The organism is Coprococcus sp. RTP21204st1_G4_RTP21204_210225 (assembly GCF_040915385.1).
GTDB classification, from domain to species: Bacteria; Bacillota; Clostridia; order Lachnospirales; family Lachnospiraceae; genus Allocoprococcus; species Allocoprococcus comes.
Genome location: NZ_JBCPDP010000029.1, coordinates 1 through 18419, shown reverse-complemented (window position 1 = coordinate 18419; position 18419 = coordinate 1). Strand labels below are relative to the sequence as shown.

Genomic DNA, 18419 nt, shown 5'->3' with positions numbered 1-18419 from the left:
ACGTCGCGCACGACGGGAAAAAAGAGAAGAAACCGCTTCGAGCGGAATGGCTTGTCCATGAGCTGACGGATGCCGGGGAGGAGGTTTAGGAAAAGGATGCTGCCAACAAAGAAGCGCTGTCCTAGGTGCGGGCGTGTGCTGCCAGCGGAAGCGTTCAACTTGGTTCGCGGCGGAAGGGAGCTTGCCGGGTGGTGCCGTGTGTGCAACCACCGCTATTATCTCGACCGCAAGGAAGCGGGATTCGTCAGGAAGAACCCGAGCGGGCGGAGGATTGCGCATGGAGGGTATACCGATGCGGTCGGCAGGTATATCGACCTCGGATAGGGAAAGGACGGGCATCCGGGAGGGTGCCCTTTTTTCGTGCAGGATATGCAGGATGTATGGAGTGTACGGTTCACCTGCTTGCTGGTATGCCAGCCTGCTATATTTGTAGACAGCAAGAAGGGCTGACGGAAAGGACACCGGCATGGGCTACATCGAGAAGACCTACGGACGAAGTGAGAAGTTCCTCGCATTCAAGGTCTGCTTCTACGACACGCTCGTTCCGACTCGCGAATACAAAAGCGGGTACGCGGCGGACAGGTTCGCAAGGAAATGTGCGGCGCAGGGGCTTTGGTGCTCTCTCCACGGGCTTGCAGTTTCAGATGGTAGTTGCGAGTGGGTCGAGATTTCTGCCTGCTAGGCAAGAAGGGATTACAGACATGGATAAAGAAATCCGCTATTTCGTCAACGGGTGGAGCTTTCGGCTCAGTTTTGCAACGCGCCCGGGTTATGACGGAGACCACGAGGATATCAGCGATGGAGATTCGTATGAGCTTGGCGAATACGAGAACTCCGAGGAAGCGCTCGCGGCGGCGGAAGCATTCATATCGACGCATGGGAACGAGGTCAATGACGAGGAAGATGGCATCGGCTCCGTCATCTACTGGACTGTAGAGGTCGAGCGTCGCGTGGAGTACAAAGAGAACGAATGGCTCCCGTGCGATGAGTCCGGGAGGATTGATGATGGTTACGGCAATGAGCCGAATGCGACCGTCGCATATCTCAGCTCACTGGAAGGAAGCCGCGAGGAGCGGGCGTTCGAGCTTGCGAAGAACGAGTATCTGGCATGGCTGGAACACAAGGCAGACCGTTATACGACGGTCTACGGTTACATGGATTAGGTGATAGATATGAACAGCATTTGCTTCGACACCGAGACCACCGGTCTTCATCCGAACGGTAGCGACCCGGATGAGATTCTGACCATCTCCATCATCGGAAGGGACGGCTCCGTCCTGTTGGATGAGAGGTTCCGACCGACCGTGAAGACCGAATGGCCGCACGCGAGCGCCATCAACGGCATCTACCCAGAGGACGTGGCAGACCTGCCGACTATCGAGACAGCCATACCGCGACTGAGGGAAATCTTTGCAGGGGCAGATGAGGTTATCGGCTACAACGTCGGATTCGACCTCGGGTTCCTATCCGCCGTCGGGGTGCGCCCGAGGGAGGACGCACGCATTACGGACACCATGAACCTATTCACGTGGTTCATGGGAAGGCGTTACAAGTTGGTGGATGCCGCCGACCACATCGGATACGAGTGGACGGGCAGGGCACACGGTTCGCTTGCCGACGCGCTCGCGACGCTTGCCGTGCAGCGATGGCTCGAACAATGGCTCGTAGCAGAGTAGATACGTGCTTAGGGCGTGTGAAGCGTTGCTTTTCACACGCCCTTATCTTTGCCGCGCAAGTGTGTGCAATCTATGTGGTTATCTTGCTCTCTGGGTTGCTGGTATTCTGGTCTGCTATATTTATAGACAGCAAGGGACGAAAGTTTTCCCGGCAGGAGGATTCCAGAATCCTCCGCAAACACCATCGAGAGATTGGAAAGACAATGGCTATCAACCGAGTGACCATCATGGGCAACCTCACGCGCGATGCGGAGCTTCGCAAAAAGGGGGATGCCACGAGTGTCCTCACCTTCGGACTCGCCATCAACGAGAAGAAGAAGGACAGCGAGACCGGCGAATATGTCGATGCGCCGGTGTTTGTCGATTGCGCCCTGTTCGGTGCGCGAGCCGAAGCACTTGCTCCCTATCTCACCAAGGGGAAGAAGGTTTCGGTGGACGGACGGCTCCGCTACCACTCTTGGATGAAGAACGATGAGAAGCGCCATGCCCTTTCCGTTCTCGTGACCGATATCGAGTTTGCGGACTCGAAGGGTGCCGGGAAGGATACGGTTTCTGCCCAGGGGCAGTCTACGGAACCGGAAACGTATGATGCGGATATTCCGTTCTAGGGAGGACGGAATGCACCTTCGTGGCGATTCAGTGCGGGAAATCCCCTTCATGCTCTTCCTCGGCCTGCTATTCGCGGTGACCGTCGGATGGTGGGTGTTTCTCACACTTACGGTTTCGGTCGTTTTCGGAAACGTGGCTGCTGCGGTATTCGCCGTGTGCTCGGCACTTTCCGTCACCGTCGGTTACGGGCTTGTGCGCGCATCCGATTCCCGTGAGTAGCGTTTTTCAAACAGGACAGAAAGGACTTCTAACATGTACACGATTTTGATGCTCAACCAGAAGGGCGGGGTCGGCAAGACCACCATCGCGGACGAGCTTTCCTTTGCGCTTGAGCGTCGCGGCAAGACCGTGGCGTTCGTCACTACCGACCCGCAGGGCGGTTCCGTCCATGAGGTCTGCGATGACCCTGATTTCGCGGAGGAGTGCGATTTTCAGGTTGTCGATACGGCGGGCGTGCTCGTGGGCGGTGTGAACGATTGGTGCCGCGCGGCGAATCTCATCCTCGTGCCCATGCTTCCGAGCACGCGCGACATGGAGCCGACGCTGAGAACGCTCGATATCGTGCGTGAGTCCGGCACTGGCGCAAAAGCGTATGTCATCGTCAACAACTTCTATGCCTACGGCACACTCGACCGTCAGCTCGTGGAGTACCTTGAGGGCGAGGAGGTTCCAATCATCGCGAAGATTCCCCGCGCCGTTGCCCTCTCACGTGCCGCAGCAGCCGGTGTGTCCGTGGCGGAGTACGACCCGAAGAGCCATGTGGTCGCCCCGATTGAGCTGCTTGCAGATTCGGTTCTGAACGAAGAGGAGAAGAACAATGGCTAACAAGACCACAGCGAACGCGTTCATGGCGAGCGCGCAGAAGTCCAAGCGCGAGATGGCGGATATCCAGAAGGAAGGTTCCGGCAAGCATGAGACGGACGAGGTGGAACTCAAGAAAATCAGTCTCCTCATCCCGGCTTGGCTCCACAAAGAAGCGCAACTCCACCGCGTCGAGACGGGGGAGAGCATGACCAAGCTCATCGTCCGACTGCTTGCCGAGGAGCTTGGTTAAGGGGATGGTGATGAAGGGATGGGCTTGATGGTAACGGAATCGGAAAAATCGAAGCACGACATGCTGCGTGCGATGCGGAAGCACATACGCGAGAACGGCATCACAGACTTCACCGATTTTCAGGACTGGTGCGATGAGAACAACGACCGCTGGTCTCAGGCACTCGATAGCGGACTTTCGTCGGTTATCGAGAAATACATCGACGGGCGTTTTTACTAGAGAGGAAGTGGAGCCGGTAGATGGATTCACTTCGGAAAAAGGGATTGGAACATGAACCTAATCACCATGGTTCCCGCCACCGCGAGGTTTATCGTGCAGATGCGGGGGATGCGAAGGCACATCGTCGCGAACAATGTCACCGAGTTTGCGGTATTTCAGAATTGGTGCGATGAGAACAACGAGAGGTGGGCGGAAGCTCTTGACAGCGGATGCGCCATTGCTATCGAGAAGTTCATCGCCGACTGGAACGGTCGGGCGGATGCGAACCGTTGGAAACATGCGGCGCAGCCTGACGATAACATCTGGGACAACGAGTTGAAGTAGGAAGTAACGATGACCGAGAAAGAGAACCATCTGCCGAACCTTAGCAGCGAGGAGCGTGCCCATGCGCTAGAGCTTGCCATACAGGCTCGCAGGCGCTATGCAGCACTCAAAGCTCGCGTGAAGTCCGGCGAGCTTACGTTCACGGATGCGATGGACGAGGAGGATGCGAAGCGCATTTTGGTCGCATCTCTTCTGCAAAGTGTTCCGGGCGTCGGTGCGAGCAAGACGGAGTTCATTATGCGTCTGTACCGGATTCCTAAAAGCAGGCGTGTCGGCGGACTCGGCATCCGACAACGCGAAGCGCTGGTTGCTCTGGAAAAGAACGGCTGGAAACTCGGCTCACTCGAACAGCGCAATTCGTGATGTATCCGAATTGGGAGCACTGGCGCGACTTAAAGGGAACCTGTCCCGTTTGCGGAAAGCCATCGCATGTCGGTGCGAGTATGAGAACCGGTAGATATTACTGGCTTCATGACGATTACGACATACGAGAGTATTACCGCGAACATGGCAAACATTCCAGTCTCGCTGAAATCAGTTTCGATGTGTTTCAGGAGATGATACGTTGCGCAAGGGAACATGGAATCGAACCGGTGGCTACGATTGGGGGTGCAGAAGCGGTAAGCAAGCGCGTGCGATGCATCGAAACCGGGAAGGAGTACCGCAGCATCCAAGACGCAGCCGATGATGTTCAAAGAAGCAGAGCATCCCTTTCGTCCGCCATAAAGAGAAGCGGAACATGCGCAGGATGCCACTGGGCACTTGTATAGGGGCGGACAAGAATGTCCGCTTGAAAACCATTATCGCTGTGGTCTGCAATGCAGATTAGGGAATCGCCCTTTTGGCTTCCGATGATTAGGAAGGGTCTGCGGAAAGGAAGGACTTCGCTATGTGTATACGATTGTAAATACGGAGACCGGCGAAATCCTTTCCCCGATTGGTTCGAGTTAGAGCTTGCCGGTTGGCAGCAAGCAATCAAGTTGAAAAAGGAGATTACGTCCATCGGTTTTCAATGGAATTGATTTCGTCTTCGCAGGCGATGGGAACCCGAGGTGGCGGCACCTCGGGTTCTTGGTTTCCGGGCAAGCCGGAAACCCCGCAGAAAAGGCATGGGAAAGGGTGCGGCGGCACCCCCTTTTCCATGCCTTTTCTGCTCTCGCACTGATAGAATATCAGTGCTCACCGGCCAAGGCCGCTCTTCGAGTTGCAAGATTTGGGAAGTGGGTACTCAAAGTCCACAGTAGTGGACTTTTCAACTCTCTTCCATCTTGCTCCCGAGCGGCTTTCGGAGCCTTGACGGGAGGGCGCTTACGCTTGGAAACTCGGCAATTTCGGATTACCGAGTTTTCGTAGTCAGCAGAGCGACTATCTGGTTTCGTGTCATTTACAAATGGCGGCGGCACCATTTGCCATAAACGTTTTGCGAAGGTTGGGAAGGAGAAAACTTAGGAAATGAGAAATCGCGAAGTTCAAATAAAGTTTTACGCAACCGAGAAAGAGAGAGAGTCCATTCGCAGAAACGCGAAAAGAGCAGGAATGAAAATGGGCGAGTATGCCCGAGCGGTTTTGACTTCCGACGATGTTTCAATCAAGGTCATCGACACCCAGCCTTTGAAAAAGGCAGCTCACGAACTCGCGAAGCAGGGAACGAACTTAAACCAGTTCATGAAGTTCCTGAACACCTACGGCGTGAAAGTGTTCGACCCGGAGGAAGCGAAACGAGTTTTGGAGAAAGAGGTCTCGTCATTTTCCGAAATCATGGAAGCGCTTGCGGCGCTCCGAAGAGAAGCAGACCGGAACAACATCCATCTGCAAATCGAGGATTTCGACAACCCTGAAAACGAATGATAGGAGTCACGAGAATGAGCGAACCTAAACACAGTAACGTACTCTTGGGAAATAGCATCAGGGAGATAAGGTTACGGCGCGGACTGACGCAGCGAGAGGTTTCGGAAGCTATCGGTGGAATTAGCGAGTCGGCACTGCGCAGCTATGAGCTTGGCGAGCGAAGACCGAAGCAGAATACGCTCGAACGGATAGCGGAAACACTCGATGTGGCACCCGCATGTTTCGACACTTACGGCATCGAGCGCTATGACGAACTCGTACACGCACTCTTCCTTTCAGAGGAAGCGTTCAGCATTAAGCCATGCGCGGATGGAAGCATCCGGTTTACCGACGAAACAATCCAGTCGTGCGTTTGCACATGGTGGTCTTGGAAGGAGTTTTTGAAGGAAGGAAAAATCACAAGAGAGGAATACGAGAACCGAAAAGACAGTTTCCTTAGATAGGCGGGCGAACAGGATGGGAAGAAAGAGAGCGATAATCTGCTTTGAGACGGAAGAACGGTTTGAAAGTGTCACGGATGCTGCGAATGCTATTGGTGCCGCATGGCCGTTAGTTAGCAGTGCACTGAAACGCCACGGGGCATGTCGAGGATTTCACTTCTATTACGCTGACGAAGTGAAACCGGACGATTCGGTTTTCGATAGAAAGGTTTATAAGAACTCAAGACCAATCATCTGCCTTGAGACGAACGAACGTTTTGAAAGTCAAGCAAAGGCAGCAAAAGCGGTTGGCGTACCGCGAGAGGCTATTTATGCGGCATTGAGAGGGCATATAGCAACCAAGGTCTTACACTTTTACTATGCCGATGAACCGAAGCCGGATGAGGAGTTCTTTCGGAATAGAAGCTGGACAAGAGTTCGTTGCAAGGAGACCGGTGTCGTTTACGAGTCGATAGCTCAGGCGGCACGGGAAACGGGAGTTTCGAAAAGTAATATCCAAGCGGCAGCAAAAAGGCATGGAACGGCAAAAGGCCTTCATTTTTACTATGCCGACGAACCAGAGCCGGATGATTTACTTCCCAGTAAAAGAGGGATAAGGGTTCGCTGCGTGGAAACCGGTGTTGTTTACAAAACGATTACCCAAGCGGCAAAAGAAACCGGAGCGTCGCAGGCAGGTATCCGCGGTGCCGCGTCCGGTATGGCAGGTGGCTATCGCTGGGAGTACGTCGATGACTGATTCTGGATGGCTCCATTACCGCGACCTGAAATCACGGTGCCCGACCTGCAAGCGTCCGGCGCATATCGCGAAGAGAGATGGAACTTTCTATTTCGTTGATGACGAATACAACCCGTTTGTCAGGCACGCTCCGGTGAAAACGACGGAAGAGGTATTCCGATTTTTCGCAAACGGTTACCGTCGCGAACATGGGGCGGAGCCGGAGGTCACGGGGAACAGGAAACCGTCGGAACGCGATATTCTTTCCGGCATGGGCGCAGTGTCCGCGAGAGTAGATTCATGAAAGCAAGGGGAGCAATGACGATGGACGATTGCGGGAGCGAGAAGACGATTTGCTATGAGGAGGACGGTTGGAGCGTAACACTCACGAGATACGTGAGTATGGAACTCGGTGAGACCGTTGCATCTTGGGTTGAGTTCCCGAACGGGTGGTATCTTCATTCGGACGATGCCGATGCCGAGTTCACGCAAGATGGGGCGAAGACGTATCTGCAACGCTTGAAATCCGTCTGGATGGAATCGCCGTTTTGGGATAGCGTGAAAGCAATGGAGGAAAAACCGCAATGACAAGACCTGTTATCTGCGTTGAGACCGGGGGTGCTACAGGGATATCGAAGATGCGGCGCGAGCATACCGATGTACGTCCGGGTATATCCGAAACGGTATGGCACATGAGTATCCGGTGCGCGGGTTTCATTTCAAAAGGGAATGAGGGGAGGAATTGCATTGACCATCATCAAGCAGACCGGTGTGCAGAGTTCCGGTCACATGAAGAACCTGCGCGGCTACATCAACGATGACCGAAAGGTGATTCTACGCGACAGTCTGAACATGGATGGATGCACCAACCCGAAGCGCTGGGCGCACCACATGTGGATGACGCGGGAAGCCTACGGGCACAACAAAGCGGCAAGGAGAGTCCGGGATAAGAAGACTGGGGAGCTTAAGGAAGCGAAGAACACGATTCTGTTTCACCAGATTCTCGGGTTCAATCCCGATGAGTGCGATTTAAACGGCGGGCGGCTCTCACCGGAAGAATGCATGAGGTATGCCAAGGAGTACGTGGGGAAGCACTACCCGAACCAGCAGATAGTGATGGCACTCCACAACGAATACTGCAAGGCGGACAAGACCCATCGCTATGCCGTCCATATCGTCATCAACCGTACCGACCTCTCCACGGGCAAGCGGCTCGATGAGGGGCGCGGGAAAAGCGCCAAGGTGAAACGTGCCAGCCGCATCCGCGACCTCGACCACGAGTGGGGGTTGAAACAGGTCGTGGAGGGCGAGCGCAATTCCTCCGTCCATAAGAAGCAACCGTCCCGTATCGAGAAGGAACTTGCGGCACGCGGCATCGACTCCTATAAGACGAACTTGCGAGAGCTGTGCCGCATCGCCGCCGGGGAAGCGGAGAACATCTATGATTACCGCGAGCTTTTGGAATCATGGGGCGTTGACACGGAGTTCAAGAGGGGGCGCATGTACGTTACCGACACGGACAACAACCGCTATGCCTTCTCCGTGGCGAAGCTCGATGCTGACCTCGGAACAAAGGGGCTGGAAGCTGCGTTCACGGCGAACGTGGCGAAATCCATCCATGAGGAAGGAAGCGCAGCCGTTGCGGAGAAGAGGGATATCGAGCAGCAAAAGGCGGTGGTGACGGAAACGAAGGAGAAGTACCTTGCGCAAATTAGAAGCGTCTACCGGAAGTACCGCAAGGAGATACGCGGTATGGAGGGCATGGAAATCGCGGATATCCCCAAGCTGAAACTCCCGCGCCCCGATTCGGATATCGCGGACGATTCGGAGGTCAAGCGCCTGATTCTCGCCTGTTGGCGCGGAGCCGACGAACTCAGGGCGGAAGTATCCTCGACGGTCATGCCGAAAGGGAAGAAGAACGGCGGAAACGCCGGAAGCGGCGGTTCCCAGCGGGCGCAACAGGTACCTGCGCAGGAACGCCCGGAACCGAACAAGGAGAACGGCGAGCGTTAATTAAAAAGCGGCGCGGGCGGGATGTTTTGCCTGCGCCGCTATACGGGTTGCGAGAATCGGCATAAAAGCGCCCGCCGTTCCCTTAATGTCGCACATCAGGGAGCAGCGGGCTAAAGCAAGAAAGTTTCTCCACGAAGGAAGAAAACACGTTCAGTTTACCTCACTATGCGTTCGCGTCAAGCTGATGCTTGAGATTCGACACCTTCAACCACTGGAGAAGGAAGGCAATGGGCGCGAATGCAGCCGGGATGAAAAGAAGAAGCGTCGCTATGAGGAGCAGTCCGAGAGCGTTGCCCCACACGAACAGCTTTGAGCGCTTGATTGCACGCCATGCAGCGATGTAGCCAGCCGGTACCGTGCCGACGTAAAACCCGGTAAAGGCTGTTGCAGCCAGCAGGACGGGAACGAGTGCAATGATTCCAATTGCACCCGTCTGAGTTATCAGGGCAGGGGAATTAACGAGAAGCAAAAGGAAAACAACTATCGCCGTTATCGCCCCGACGATATAGAGGAACTTCTTCATCAAATCGAAGACTCGTTTTTCCTCATCATATTCGGCGCGAATTGCCATGGTGTTGTCTTGGTATATCGGGTGTTGATAGGTTCGCATTGTATGACCTTCTTTCTAATGTTCTGTATGCAAGTTCTTTGACGGTTGCCCGCTGTTGCTATCACATAGTAGCTTGGCGGAAGCATCTTTCATGTCCGCGACTTCGGAATCGAGGAAATCGGGAGTATTTGGTTCTTTGGTCTTTGCCGCTGCCGGGGTTAGGCGATGAAAACTCGGTTGATTCTCGATGAAGTCGATTGCCGAATCCATTTGCATCATGACACCCTTGACGATGCTTTCGATACGGGCGGGCGGCATGTTCGGGTTTTGCGAGAGAATTGCACGGCCTTCATCGGCGAATCCGTCAAGCCTGTCAGGCTCGAACCACTCGAAGCCGGACAGAAGTTGCAGTTGCCTGTCCGGACTGAGTCCTCGGCCAAAAGGTTTTGCAATATATGCATAGTCGGCGGGTAAGTCCAATGATTCAGAATCACACCAAAGGCAATTACCAGTGTCGAATATCGGAGCAAACCGGGTGTATGCAAGCGTCTCCACATTACGGATGACACCGAAGTTCTGATAATGACGGTCGAAGTTGCCGACGATGTAATCGCAGGTCAGCATTTTCGACAGATAGGTTTCCACATCCTCAAGTCCAAGGCTTTCAAAGCACGAGACGAGGAATTGGTAATCGTTCTGCGAGTTGGGTTTCTTGTGGTTCTGGATGATATGCAAGGCTGGAATCAGCTCCTCATCTTCGCCCAGCATATTCGGACACGCGCAGTAGGTGCGCTTCCCTTCTTGATGAAGGGAATAGGGAACATAATCCGTGTCCGTCAGAAGACGCTTGTGCAGATGCGTGGCGATGACCTCGTTGTAGACCTCTTGGTTCACGAATCCGGTTCCGCTCTTCACGAGCATACGCACGCCGTTTAAGATAGTCCACTTCTTGTTCAGGTCTCCGCCGACCGTGGAGTTCGGTGACATGAGGTTCGGATTGTCACTCGAAGAGTCCTGCCCCAGAGTCAGAAGCCCGAGGTCTTCCGTGAAGTCGTTGTCGAAGAAGTTGATATCATCCCAGTTCTGCGGATTCTCCGGGTCGTTAATCCAGTAGCGGTCGGAGAGGGAAAGCCCGAAGTTCTTTTCCGCCAGAGCGAGCGTGCTATCGACATGCAGCTCGGCAATGAGCCGCTGTATCTGGGCACGGGACGCTGGAATTGCCCGCCTGAGCCACCAGCCGTCGAGTGCAGCCCTTGTCGGGTTTCCTTTCATATCGAGAATCGCGGGAGGAGCGAAGTCAAGCTCGCGCCGCTTTAGTATCTTCACGACATGGTGCGTGTCGAGGTTGTAAAGGAAATCGAGAACCGGTCGGTTCTTGTTCATCAGCGTATAGCGCTTATCGTCCATTGATGCGTCACATCCTTCCTTATATCCATATATGGATAGTGAGTCTATTTTACTATATTGCTGGGTTGCTTTCAAGCTGGTTTGTTGTCTTATTTGTGCGGGATATATGGAGTATCGTCTTGAAGATTTATCTGGTTTGGTGGTATGATATATTACTAGTAATCAAGCTAGACGGAAGAAAGGAGATACCATGGCGGGTAAGCCACAGGCGGAGAAAGCCGTTGAGCGTTTCCCGGAACTCGGGTGTTTCGCGGTTGCGGTGCGCCGCATCGTGTACGAGAAGGGGATGACGCTCGACAACGCCATCAAGAAAAGCGGAATCAGCAAATCCGCTTGGTTTGCCGGAATGGCCGGAAGCGGGGGAAAGCCGACGCGTCTGCCGAGTCTTGCGTCCTTTTTCGCTATTGCGGACGGTCTCGGAATCACGCCCGAGGAGCTAATTGCCGCGATGCGGAAGGAAGCCGAAGTGCGTGAGAAGAGCAATGGGGAGAGGGCTGAGAACGATGAGTAGGATTTTCATCACCATGGGGAGCGCTTACTCGAAAGCCGCAAATGTAAACCCCGTGGACGGCATCTGGTGTTCCGACTGCGGATGGGCTGGGCGCGTCGAGGAGGATATGACGGATTCTAAGGAGAGCGAAGAGCCGCTGTTCGAGGAGTTTTCCGAATATGTCCCGAAGTTTTGCCCGAACTGCGGGGTGAACCTGCGTAAACCCTAGAGGTGTCCAGACAAAGGGACACCTGATGCGATAGGCTGTCCTTGTTCGGTAGGGAAGACCGGTAAGGTCGAGGAGAGAGATGGAAAGGGAACGTTTTCTTGTCGAGGTGACGGTGAAGGGCGAGAAGGATTGGAAGGCGATACACATGTGCGGGAGCATGGCGGATGCCGTGCCGGTCGCGGATGCGGTACACAACCTCTCCTATCTGCTCGACACGCCCATCGCTATCCGCGTTCGTGAGAAGAGGGGCAAGGGGTTGGAGGACTGACGAATGGAAAGGAGCGAAGATTACATGGCAAAGCATTTTAGCGAAGTGAAGAGGGAACTTGAGCAGCCGGACGGGCATATGGCCGGTATCGGCCAGCAGCTTAAGCTCTCCGAGGAAGCGAGGGATGCCAGAAACGCCGGACGAAGGCTTGAGGACGAGAACGACGAGACCGACCTCATCGGAACCGTGAAGAAGCTGGAAGACCTTATCGCCGAGCAGCGCCGGAGCAACGAACGCATCGCAAGGGAGATGCGCGGCATGGTTTCGGAGATGAAGGATGTGCTCGAAAAGGTCGAGGAGCTGAGAAACGGCGCGGCGGACGCGCAGCATCAGGCGAATCAGATGGCGCTCATGGGAGTTGCCAATGCCCAGCAGAAAGCTGGGGAGATGACCATAAAGAACGTCGAAGAGGTGACTGCAAGGAGCAGGAAGGTCATCGACTCGATGGTAGAGGAATCCAAGAGACGCATTGAGCGGCTTTCGATGGTGACGCTTCCAGACAGACTGTTCTACTACTGTAAGTGGATGGCGGTCATTCTCGTGCTCATCATTCTCGTGCAATTCCTATGGGGTATGCTGGTGTAGAGGACTACCGGTAATATAGATAGCAGGAAATCTTCTTATAAGACAGAAAGGACTGACAGAAATGAAGAAAGACAGCAATATGTTTAACGACAACAGCACCGAGACTGAGGGTGTCCCGGCGGACAAGACAGCCGAAATCCCGAAGGTCGAGGATTCGACGGAGGAGGAGAACGCTAAGAAGCCGATTATGCTCTTCGGGCGCGAGTTCTCCCGCAAGCAGGTCTGCGCGGCTGGTGCAGGAATCCTCTGTGCGGCGCTTCTCATCGGCGGCGGTGGATATGCCATCACACATGCGGATTGGACGGGCAAAGCGAACGCCCCTGCGGTGTCCCAGTCAAAGGACGATGAGGAGCAGGACATGGTGCTTTCCCTTGAGGTGAAGGCTGACGGCTGGGATACGGAAACCTCCACGCCCGTCATCGCCCATATCGAGGATGAGGACGGGAAAGTAGACTTCTACACCGCCATCGCCGCGAACAAGCAGGTGACCGTGAAGGTCGGTGAGTCCGGTACCTATACCGTCACATTCATCTCACCGGTGAACGCCGACGGCTCCATCTATAAGGTGCCATCGAAGAAGGTTACCGCCGGAAAAGCCGACAAGACAGTTGCCACAGGCGTGACTTTCGATAAGGTGGATGCGGACAAGGTGACGAAAGATGACTTGACAGCCATTGCCAAGGACGTTGCGGAAGCCGTGAAGAAGGGCGATTCCACCCTGACCGGGGACAAGGGCGCTGAGGTCGTGAAGAAGTTCGAGGACAACATCAAGAAGAACCCGAACGCCGATACCGATGCCGTCGAGAAGGAGACCGAGAAGGCTCAGGAGTCCGCCAAGGAAGAGAAGTCCGACGCGAAGACCCCGGAAACTTCCGACAGCAAGAAGAGCGATTCAGGCTCATCCAACGGCTCCAAGAAGGATAATGGGAAGACCACAGGCAGCTCCGATAATTCTGGAAACAAGAGCAATTCATCCTCCAAGAAAGACGAGGGAAAATCCGATAGCAAGCCGAGTGGCGGCAACAGCAGCAACTCCGGCTCAAACTCCAATTCAGGCAGTTCATCGAAAAAGGATGACACCCCGGCGCATGTTCATAAGTATGATATCTACCATCCTGCGGTGACTCATACGGAGAAGGTGTACCATCCCGCAGTGACCCATACGGAGAAGGTGTACCATCCCGCAGTTACCCATACGGAAGAGCGCTCAATTTGCAATGGCTGCGGAGCAGATATCACGGGCAATGAACAAGCTCATGCGTATAATGCACTTATGGCAGGCAATAAAGCATGTGGCGCATATCATACGGTATACAATACCGTAACAGATTCTGCGGCATGGGAGGAAACGGTTACGATTACAGATTCTGCGGCATGGGAGGAAACGGTTACGATTACAGATTCTGCGGCATACTACACTTGTTCCTGCGGTGCTCGGAAATAGGGGATTTCATGTTTACGGATATACCTCACGATTACTGCAATGAAGAGACCGGGCTACCAGTAAAGAATCACCTTCCGCCTGAGCTTGGCGCACGATTCAAGACGCGTAAGCAATGGCGCGAGTGGGGATATGAACCAAAACCCGGAGAGCAGGGTCATCGGATGCATCCGAGTTCGCTTGCCTATCGCAGCTATGTCTATTTCCATGAGAGCGAAGTATGCTCTTATGCTGGAACGGAACCGGCGGATGATGTAAGGTATCAGACTCATGTGAGCAAAAAGACCGTCGCGCTTGAAGAATGTACCGGCCATGGAGGTCTAGCGGCAATCGGCTGGAAAGAGCCTAGACCGTATCGTGCAGGATGACAAGACTAACAGTTAGAGAGTCCATATAGATGAAAAGCCCCGACCAAATGGCCGGGGCTTTTTTCTAATGCTCGTTATTCAGGTCTTTCGGTGGTTCCAACCCGTTCCGTTTCGATAGCTCTGCTGTCGCACTCTTCATATCACCGATTTCGGAGCCGAAGAAATCAAGCTCCTCAAGTCCAAGCGAATGGGTGGGAACCGGAACGATGATGCCATGGGAACCCTTGATATAGGAGAGGGCATCGTGGCGCTCGCCGACCTCGGTGACCGACGCGGCGAGAAAGGAATCCTTGAACCAAGGATATCTTTGTTGCAATTTCTCCATGATGGCCATCGCCTTGTCAATCGGCATCACCGCTATCGACTCATACCCGGAATACTGGGTATGGATGAATCCGTTGTGCTCCATGAAAATGCGGATAAGCGACCAAGCTCCGCGCCAAGCGTTCGGTCTGATAGAGTTGTAATTTTCACTGAGCGCAGCCGTTCCCAAATCGAAGTGAAGTTCCTTGCGGGTCTCGGGGCGGAGGGGAAGCGATAATTGCATTCCGTTTTCAAGAAACTCCTTCACATCATAGCTTTCACCGATTTCCGTGAAGGTGGCTGCTTTCACGCATCTTTGAAACCAAGGAAACTCATCCATCATCTTATCTACGGTGCCATAGGCGCGTTGATAGGACATGACGATATTTTCAGCCGATTCATACCCTGAATATTGTGGCTTTTCAAAGCAATGGGATTCCAGAAAGTCCTGAATGTCTGACCATGGATTCTTTTTACCAGTATAGAAGCGTTCAACAGATTTGTTGTCTAGGTCGAAATGAAATGCTTTCCTATCAAGTTCCATTTGGAATCCTAAGTGTAAATGCGGTTAGTCGTAAATACGTTCCGGACTGATATCCCGGATTATCTGTAGGTAGTCTTCACCCTCCGGTTCATTCATATCCTCATAGGTACGCCAAGACTTAATGTTCTGCATGACCCAAGGCTGTTTAGAAAGGGTGGCGCAAACAGGACACTGCGCTCCGAACTGCACCTTGCGGTTCTTTGCCTGCCAAGTACCAAGGCCGATGCGGACGTTACCCATTTGCTCCGCATATTTTCCCACACAGTCATAGAGGTCATCTACGTTGTAACCATTCCTTTTTGCCTTCTCATCATCGAACTCGATGGTGAAGCGCCAAGGTCTCTTTTCCATTTCTGCCATACCTATCGTCCTTTCTGCCAGATGGCTGTTATCATATGTTACCATTATACTATAATGCCAGTATTACGGCAATACGTTAATTGAACGCATGTTCTTCTTTCGGCGCGGGCACACGGCTACAGGATGGCAGCAAGGGCAGGTTCCGGCATCTCGCTTTCCGTCTGGTGCTCGGATGCGCTTACCATGTCATGACTCTCCCCGGCAAGTGATACCTCCTCTTCCAGTTCAGGTGCGTCAATCTCAATGTTCTTTCCCAGTTCCTCCTCGTAGCGCTCCATGATGAAGGTGTCCGCATGGTCGGCTTTCGATGCGGCTTTGAAGAGATAGGAAGGGTCGTTTTCCAATGCATTCATCCAAGATTGCAGATAGGAGACGTGGTTCTCGTAGAACTCGCCCTCCAAATCGGTGCTCTGGATACCGAGGTCTGCGGAAAGGAAAAGGCTTCCAAGCTCCGCGACCAGCTCTTCCTCAGCATAGGAGGGGCTTCCGAACCGGGTGTCGAGTTCACGGGCGAGGGCGGATGGGTGTCCGGTGGAGTGGGTCATCTCATGCAGCAGGACGCGGGTGAACGCTTCATCCGAGCGAAAGGTCTCTCGCGGGGCGATGAGGATGCGGTCGGTAGCCGGAGAGTAGGCGGCACTTCCGAGGTAGCCGCTGCTCTCGATGACGGGGCATCTGGAAGACTCCTCAAGGTTCTGTGCGATGGTTGCCGTTCGGTCGTTCAGATGGACGGGAGCGTTCTCCGGCGGGATGCCCTCGATATCCTCCGCATTGAAGACGTTCCAGTAGCCCACGAGCTTCGGGTAGCGTCCGGCAAGCTCCTTCTCGCCGGTATCCTCGTTTTCCTTGTAGAAGGCGAACTGCTTCCATTTCTCGATGAGCGCGGACTTGGCACCCTTTTTCACATGCCAACCGGCATCCTTTATCTGGTTGAAGGTAGCCCACCGGTTGTCCGTGTAGCCGCGCATGAACCCGATGAAGCCAAGATGCACTCGGTTTCCGCCCTGATACACGGTGCCGGAGACGGGGTTGTGCGGTGTTAGGGAGGGCAGGTACGGTTCTGCCCAACGAAGCCCGTCGCGCTTCATGTCCTCGATGATTTTCTCAACGACCGCCTGACGCTGGTTATCAATAATCTCCGTAGGAGTCTGCTTCTGCTTAGATTTCATCATGGTCTCCTTTCCGGGAAAGCTCATTGAAATTATACGATAGCTGCCGCTTTTCCGACATGCTCTAAGAAAACGACCCCACAGAATCGAATCTGCGGGGTCTTGGCGGTAGGTTTGTAGCGTGAGTGCGAACAGATTGAAACCTGTCCTTATTCGGCACCAGAGCCAGTCTGACGGGATTCGGTCGAACCAGTTTCCGTTTGCGTCTGTTTTTGGTCGATACTGGTGGTCACGACCGTCCGCTCATTCTGCTTCCAGAAGTTATAGGAGCAGGAGACGAGGGAGATGACCTGATTCGGTTCGGAATCGGTATCGAGTACCATGGCGGCAGATTCCCGCGAGGAATCGTACCAGTTCCGAAAATCCGAATCACCGGTAAAGACCGTCCGTTTGGTCGGCTCCCATCCCTTCACGATATTCGCGAAGCGCACGGTGTAGCGCATCTTGGTGTTTGGGGTTTGGATGAGTACCGCCTGATGTTCAGAAGCGAAGGATTTATCGCTATACCGTTGGATGTTGCCGAAACAGGTCACCGCGTTCCCGAGGGTCAGGCTGTGTCCGAGGATGACGGCATTCGGACTTTGAAAGCCCTCCTTCTCGCATTCTGCGTCGAGATAGAGCGCACCCAAGGGATTGTAGTTCCGGTAGATATCGTGATGCAGGTAGTAATCCGGGTCAGATGCGTGGGCTTGCAGGATGGGATGGTTGATATCCGTCCCCGGCACGGTTATCCATCCGATAACATCCCCGTTCACGCTCTTCCAGTAATCCCAATCAACAGTAGGGAACTCGGATTCCCGACCACCTGCGCTTTCCGTGGCGGTTTCCTGCGGCGTGCCGTTCGGTGACGGTGAGGGACTTGCATCCCGATAGAAATGAAGCAGCACGCCGAAAAGGATGGCAGCGACGGCCAAGAAGACCGCCGCTGCCGCAAAAGCCGCACGGGATTTCCGGTTATGATTTCCCAATCTGGCCATCTGAATTACTTGGCGGCATCCGATGTGGCCTGCGGGGCATCCTTCGTCGCTCCGCAGGTGGTGCAGACCAGCTTGTCGATGACCGTCTCATCGTAAGCCGGGGTGTCGGTGACCTGTTTGTCATAGCCCTCGCTCACCATGACCTCATCGGTGATGGGGACATTGGTGGAGTAGCCGGAGTGACCGGTCTGCTTGATGTGGTCATCGGCCTTGCCGTCGATGACCTGCTTGCACTCATTGCAAACGGTATGGTAGGTGGTCAGGTTCTGGTAGACGGGTGCCACGTGCTCCGTGTGCGTCACAGCGTCATGGTGGACGGTCTTGTAGGTGATAGACCAGTCGTGGATGTGAGACTTCTCTTTGCTCTTAGAGCCGTCCTTCGCAGACGCGTCGGAACCGCTTTCCTTGGAATCATTCGCCTGCACGGATTCGGCCTTGGAATCTGCGCCGGTTTGGTGGCCGATGCCATAATAGGCACCGCCGCCGATGAGCGCGACGAGAGCAAGGCCGCAGATGGCGGCAATGACCTTCCGGTTATGCGGCTTCTTCTCGCTTTCCGGGTTCGCGTGCATGTTGTTCCCATCCGCAGGTGATTCGGTGGAATCTCCGTCGTTCATCTCGATATCGTTCTCTTTATCGTCCTTCATGGGTGTATCCCCCTTTCAAATTAAAAGGAAGGCAGGGTGCCAAAGAGCTGGCACCCTGCCGGTTTCAGGCGTTACGGGCACTAGGCTTCGGTGTTATCCTCTGCGCTCTCGTCCGCATCGCCCTTGGTGGTCTTGCGGCTCTTGATGCCGTAAGCGGTCGCGCAGCCTGCGGCAATCAGGAGG

Annotated in this window: 29 protein-coding genes; 22 read left to right on the top strand and 7 right to left on the bottom strand. The window is 54.2% G+C overall.

The genetic code is table 11. The features are described 5' to 3' along the window. The first annotated feature begins 466 nt into the window (after positions 1–466). The 16 genes from AB5213_RS16195 to AB5213_RS16120 all read left to right on the top strand — a co-directional run bounded on the left by AB5213_RS16195 (position 467) and on the right by AB5213_RS16120 (position 8898). Positions 467–682, top strand: a complete 216-nt coding sequence (locus tag AB5213_RS16195) for a hypothetical protein (RefSeq protein ID WP_117786583.1) — start codon at positions 467–469, stop codon at positions 680–682. Between the two features lie 19 nt (positions 683–701). Beyond that, positions 702–1163, top strand: coding sequence for a hypothetical protein (locus tag AB5213_RS16190; protein WP_195434971.1), 462 nt, complete (start codon positions 702–704; stop codon positions 1161–1163). A 9-nt stretch (positions 1164–1172) separates the two neighbouring features. Further along, positions 1173–1676 carry a 3'-5' exonuclease gene (locus tag AB5213_RS16185; protein ID WP_118383012.1) on the top strand — a complete coding sequence of 168 codons (504 nt, stop codon included), beginning with the start codon at positions 1173–1175 and terminating at the stop codon, positions 1674–1676. Between the two features lie 203 nt (positions 1677–1879). Then, positions 1880–2284, top strand: a complete 405-nt coding sequence (locus AB5213_RS16180) for a single-stranded DNA-binding protein (RefSeq protein WP_070102887.1) — start codon at positions 1880–1882, stop codon at positions 2282–2284. A 10-nt stretch (positions 2285–2294) separates the two neighbouring features. Beyond that, positions 2295–2504, top strand: a complete 210-nt coding sequence (locus AB5213_RS16175) for a hypothetical protein (protein ID WP_055168042.1) — start codon at positions 2295–2297, stop codon at positions 2502–2504. Positions 2505–2537: 33 nt separating this feature from the next. Next, complete coding sequence (locus tag AB5213_RS16170) at positions 2538–3110, top strand: ParA family protein (protein WP_117527829.1); 573 nt, start codon at positions 2538–2540, stop codon at positions 3108–3110. Next, positions 3103–3339, top strand: a complete 237-nt coding sequence (locus tag AB5213_RS16165; protein ID WP_055158124.1) for a hypothetical protein — start codon at positions 3103–3105, stop codon at positions 3337–3339. Before AB5213_RS16170 ends, AB5213_RS16165 begins: the two co-directional genes overlap by 8 nt. A 72-nt stretch (positions 3340–3411) precedes the next feature. Further along, positions 3412–3558, top strand: coding sequence for a hypothetical protein (locus AB5213_RS16160; RefSeq protein ID WP_173817078.1), 147 nt, complete (start codon positions 3412–3414; stop codon positions 3556–3558). 51 nt (positions 3559–3609) lie between these two features. Beyond that, positions 3610–3882: a hypothetical protein gene (locus tag AB5213_RS16155; RefSeq protein ID WP_368276952.1), complete on the top strand. Its 273-nt coding sequence runs from the start codon at positions 3610–3612 to the stop codon at positions 3880–3882. A 9-nt stretch (positions 3883–3891) separates the two neighbouring features. Next, complete coding sequence (mihF, locus tag AB5213_RS16150; protein WP_368276951.1) at positions 3892–4245, top strand: integration host factor, actinobacterial type; 354 nt, start codon at positions 3892–3894, stop codon at positions 4243–4245. Beyond that, on the top strand, positions 4242–4652 hold the full coding sequence (locus AB5213_RS16145; RefSeq protein WP_368276950.1) for a hypothetical protein: 411 nt from the start codon (positions 4242–4244) through the stop codon (positions 4650–4652). The genes mihF and AB5213_RS16145 overlap by 4 nt, the downstream gene beginning before the upstream one ends. A 682-nt stretch (positions 4653–5334) precedes the next feature. Beyond that, positions 5335–5730, top strand: coding sequence for a hypothetical protein (locus AB5213_RS16140; RefSeq protein WP_368276949.1), 396 nt, complete (start codon positions 5335–5337; stop codon positions 5728–5730). Between the two features lie 14 nt (positions 5731–5744). Beyond that, complete coding sequence (locus tag AB5213_RS16135) at positions 5745–6173, top strand: helix-turn-helix domain-containing protein (RefSeq protein ID WP_368276948.1); 429 nt, start codon at positions 5745–5747, stop codon at positions 6171–6173. Positions 6174–6186: 13 nt separating this feature from the next. After that, positions 6187–6906, top strand: coding sequence for an NUMOD1 domain-containing DNA-binding protein (locus tag AB5213_RS16130; protein ID WP_368276947.1), 720 nt, complete (start codon positions 6187–6189; stop codon positions 6904–6906). Between the two features lie 381 nt (positions 6907–7287). Further along, on the top strand, positions 7288–7473 hold the full coding sequence (locus AB5213_RS16125; protein WP_368276946.1) for a hypothetical protein: 186 nt from the start codon (positions 7288–7290) through the stop codon (positions 7471–7473). 159 nt (positions 7474–7632) lie between these two features. Further along, a complete protein-coding gene (locus AB5213_RS16120) occupies positions 7633–8898 on the top strand; it encodes a relaxase/mobilization nuclease domain-containing protein (RefSeq protein ID WP_368276945.1) in 1266 nt (421 codons plus the stop codon). Between the two features lie 163 nt (positions 8899–9061). On the opposite strand, the gene AB5213_RS16115 is transcribed toward AB5213_RS16120, so the two are convergent. Further along, positions 9062–9508, bottom strand: a complete 447-nt coding sequence (locus tag AB5213_RS16115) for a hypothetical protein (protein ID WP_055168063.1) — start codon at positions 9506–9508, stop codon at positions 9062–9064. A 15-nt stretch (positions 9509–9523) separates the two neighbouring features. Then, on the bottom strand, positions 9524–10855 hold the full coding sequence (locus tag AB5213_RS16110; RefSeq protein WP_368276944.1) for a hypothetical protein: 1332 nt from the start codon (positions 10853–10855) through the stop codon (positions 9524–9526). 190 nt (positions 10856–11045) lie between these two features. Here AB5213_RS16110 and AB5213_RS16105 point away from each other — a divergent pair, with 190 nt between their 5' ends. The 6 genes from AB5213_RS16105 (at position 11046) to AB5213_RS16080 (ending at position 14236) form a co-directional block, all read left to right on the top strand. Further along, positions 11046–11366, top strand: a complete 321-nt coding sequence (locus AB5213_RS16105) for a helix-turn-helix transcriptional regulator (RefSeq protein ID WP_055168065.1) — start codon at positions 11046–11048, stop codon at positions 11364–11366. Then, the gene (locus AB5213_RS16100; protein WP_368276943.1) at positions 11359–11574 is read left to right on the top strand and encodes a hypothetical protein; all 216 of its coding nucleotides are present in this window, start codon (positions 11359–11361) and stop codon (positions 11572–11574) included. Before AB5213_RS16105 ends, AB5213_RS16100 begins: the two co-directional genes overlap by 8 nt. Before the next feature lie 79 nt (positions 11575–11653). Further along, complete coding sequence (locus tag AB5213_RS16095) at positions 11654–11842, top strand: hypothetical protein (protein ID WP_368276942.1); 189 nt, start codon at positions 11654–11656, stop codon at positions 11840–11842. 3 nt (positions 11843–11845) lie between these two features. Then, the gene (locus AB5213_RS16090; protein WP_368276941.1) at positions 11846–12427 is read left to right on the top strand and encodes a hypothetical protein; all 582 of its coding nucleotides are present in this window, start codon (positions 11846–11848) and stop codon (positions 12425–12427) included. A 61-nt stretch (positions 12428–12488) separates the two neighbouring features. Then, positions 12489–13871 carry a hypothetical protein gene (locus AB5213_RS16085; RefSeq protein ID WP_368276940.1) on the top strand — a complete coding sequence of 461 codons (1383 nt, stop codon included), beginning with the start codon at positions 12489–12491 and terminating at the stop codon, positions 13869–13871. An 8-nt stretch (positions 13872–13879) separates the two neighbouring features. Further along, on the top strand, positions 13880–14236 hold the full coding sequence (locus AB5213_RS16080) for a hypothetical protein (RefSeq protein ID WP_117527853.1): 357 nt from the start codon (positions 13880–13882) through the stop codon (positions 14234–14236). Between the two features lie 64 nt (positions 14237–14300). On the opposite strand, the gene AB5213_RS16075 is transcribed toward AB5213_RS16080, so the two are convergent. From AB5213_RS16075 to AB5213_RS16055, 5 genes are all read right to left on the bottom strand, one after another. Beyond that, complete coding sequence (locus AB5213_RS16075) at positions 14301–15083, bottom strand: hypothetical protein (protein WP_368276939.1); 783 nt, start codon at positions 15081–15083, stop codon at positions 14301–14303. Positions 15084–15107: 24 nt separating this feature from the next. Next, a complete protein-coding gene (locus tag AB5213_RS16070) occupies positions 15108–15434 on the bottom strand; it encodes a hypothetical protein (RefSeq protein ID WP_368276938.1) in 327 nt (108 codons plus the stop codon). A 125-nt stretch (positions 15435–15559) separates the two neighbouring features. Beyond that, positions 15560–16615, bottom strand: a complete 1056-nt coding sequence (locus tag AB5213_RS16065) for an ArdC family protein (RefSeq protein WP_368276937.1) — start codon at positions 16613–16615, stop codon at positions 15560–15562. Between the two features lie 146 nt (positions 16616–16761). Further along, the gene (locus AB5213_RS16060; RefSeq protein WP_368276936.1) at positions 16762–17589 is read right to left on the bottom strand and encodes a class B sortase; all 828 of its coding nucleotides are present in this window, start codon (positions 17587–17589) and stop codon (positions 16762–16764) included. 5 nt (positions 17590–17594) lie between these two features. Beyond that, a complete protein-coding gene (locus tag AB5213_RS16055; RefSeq protein WP_368276934.1) occupies positions 17595–18236 on the bottom strand; it encodes a hypothetical protein in 642 nt (213 codons plus the stop codon). Between the last annotated feature and the right edge of the window lie 183 nt (positions 18237–18419).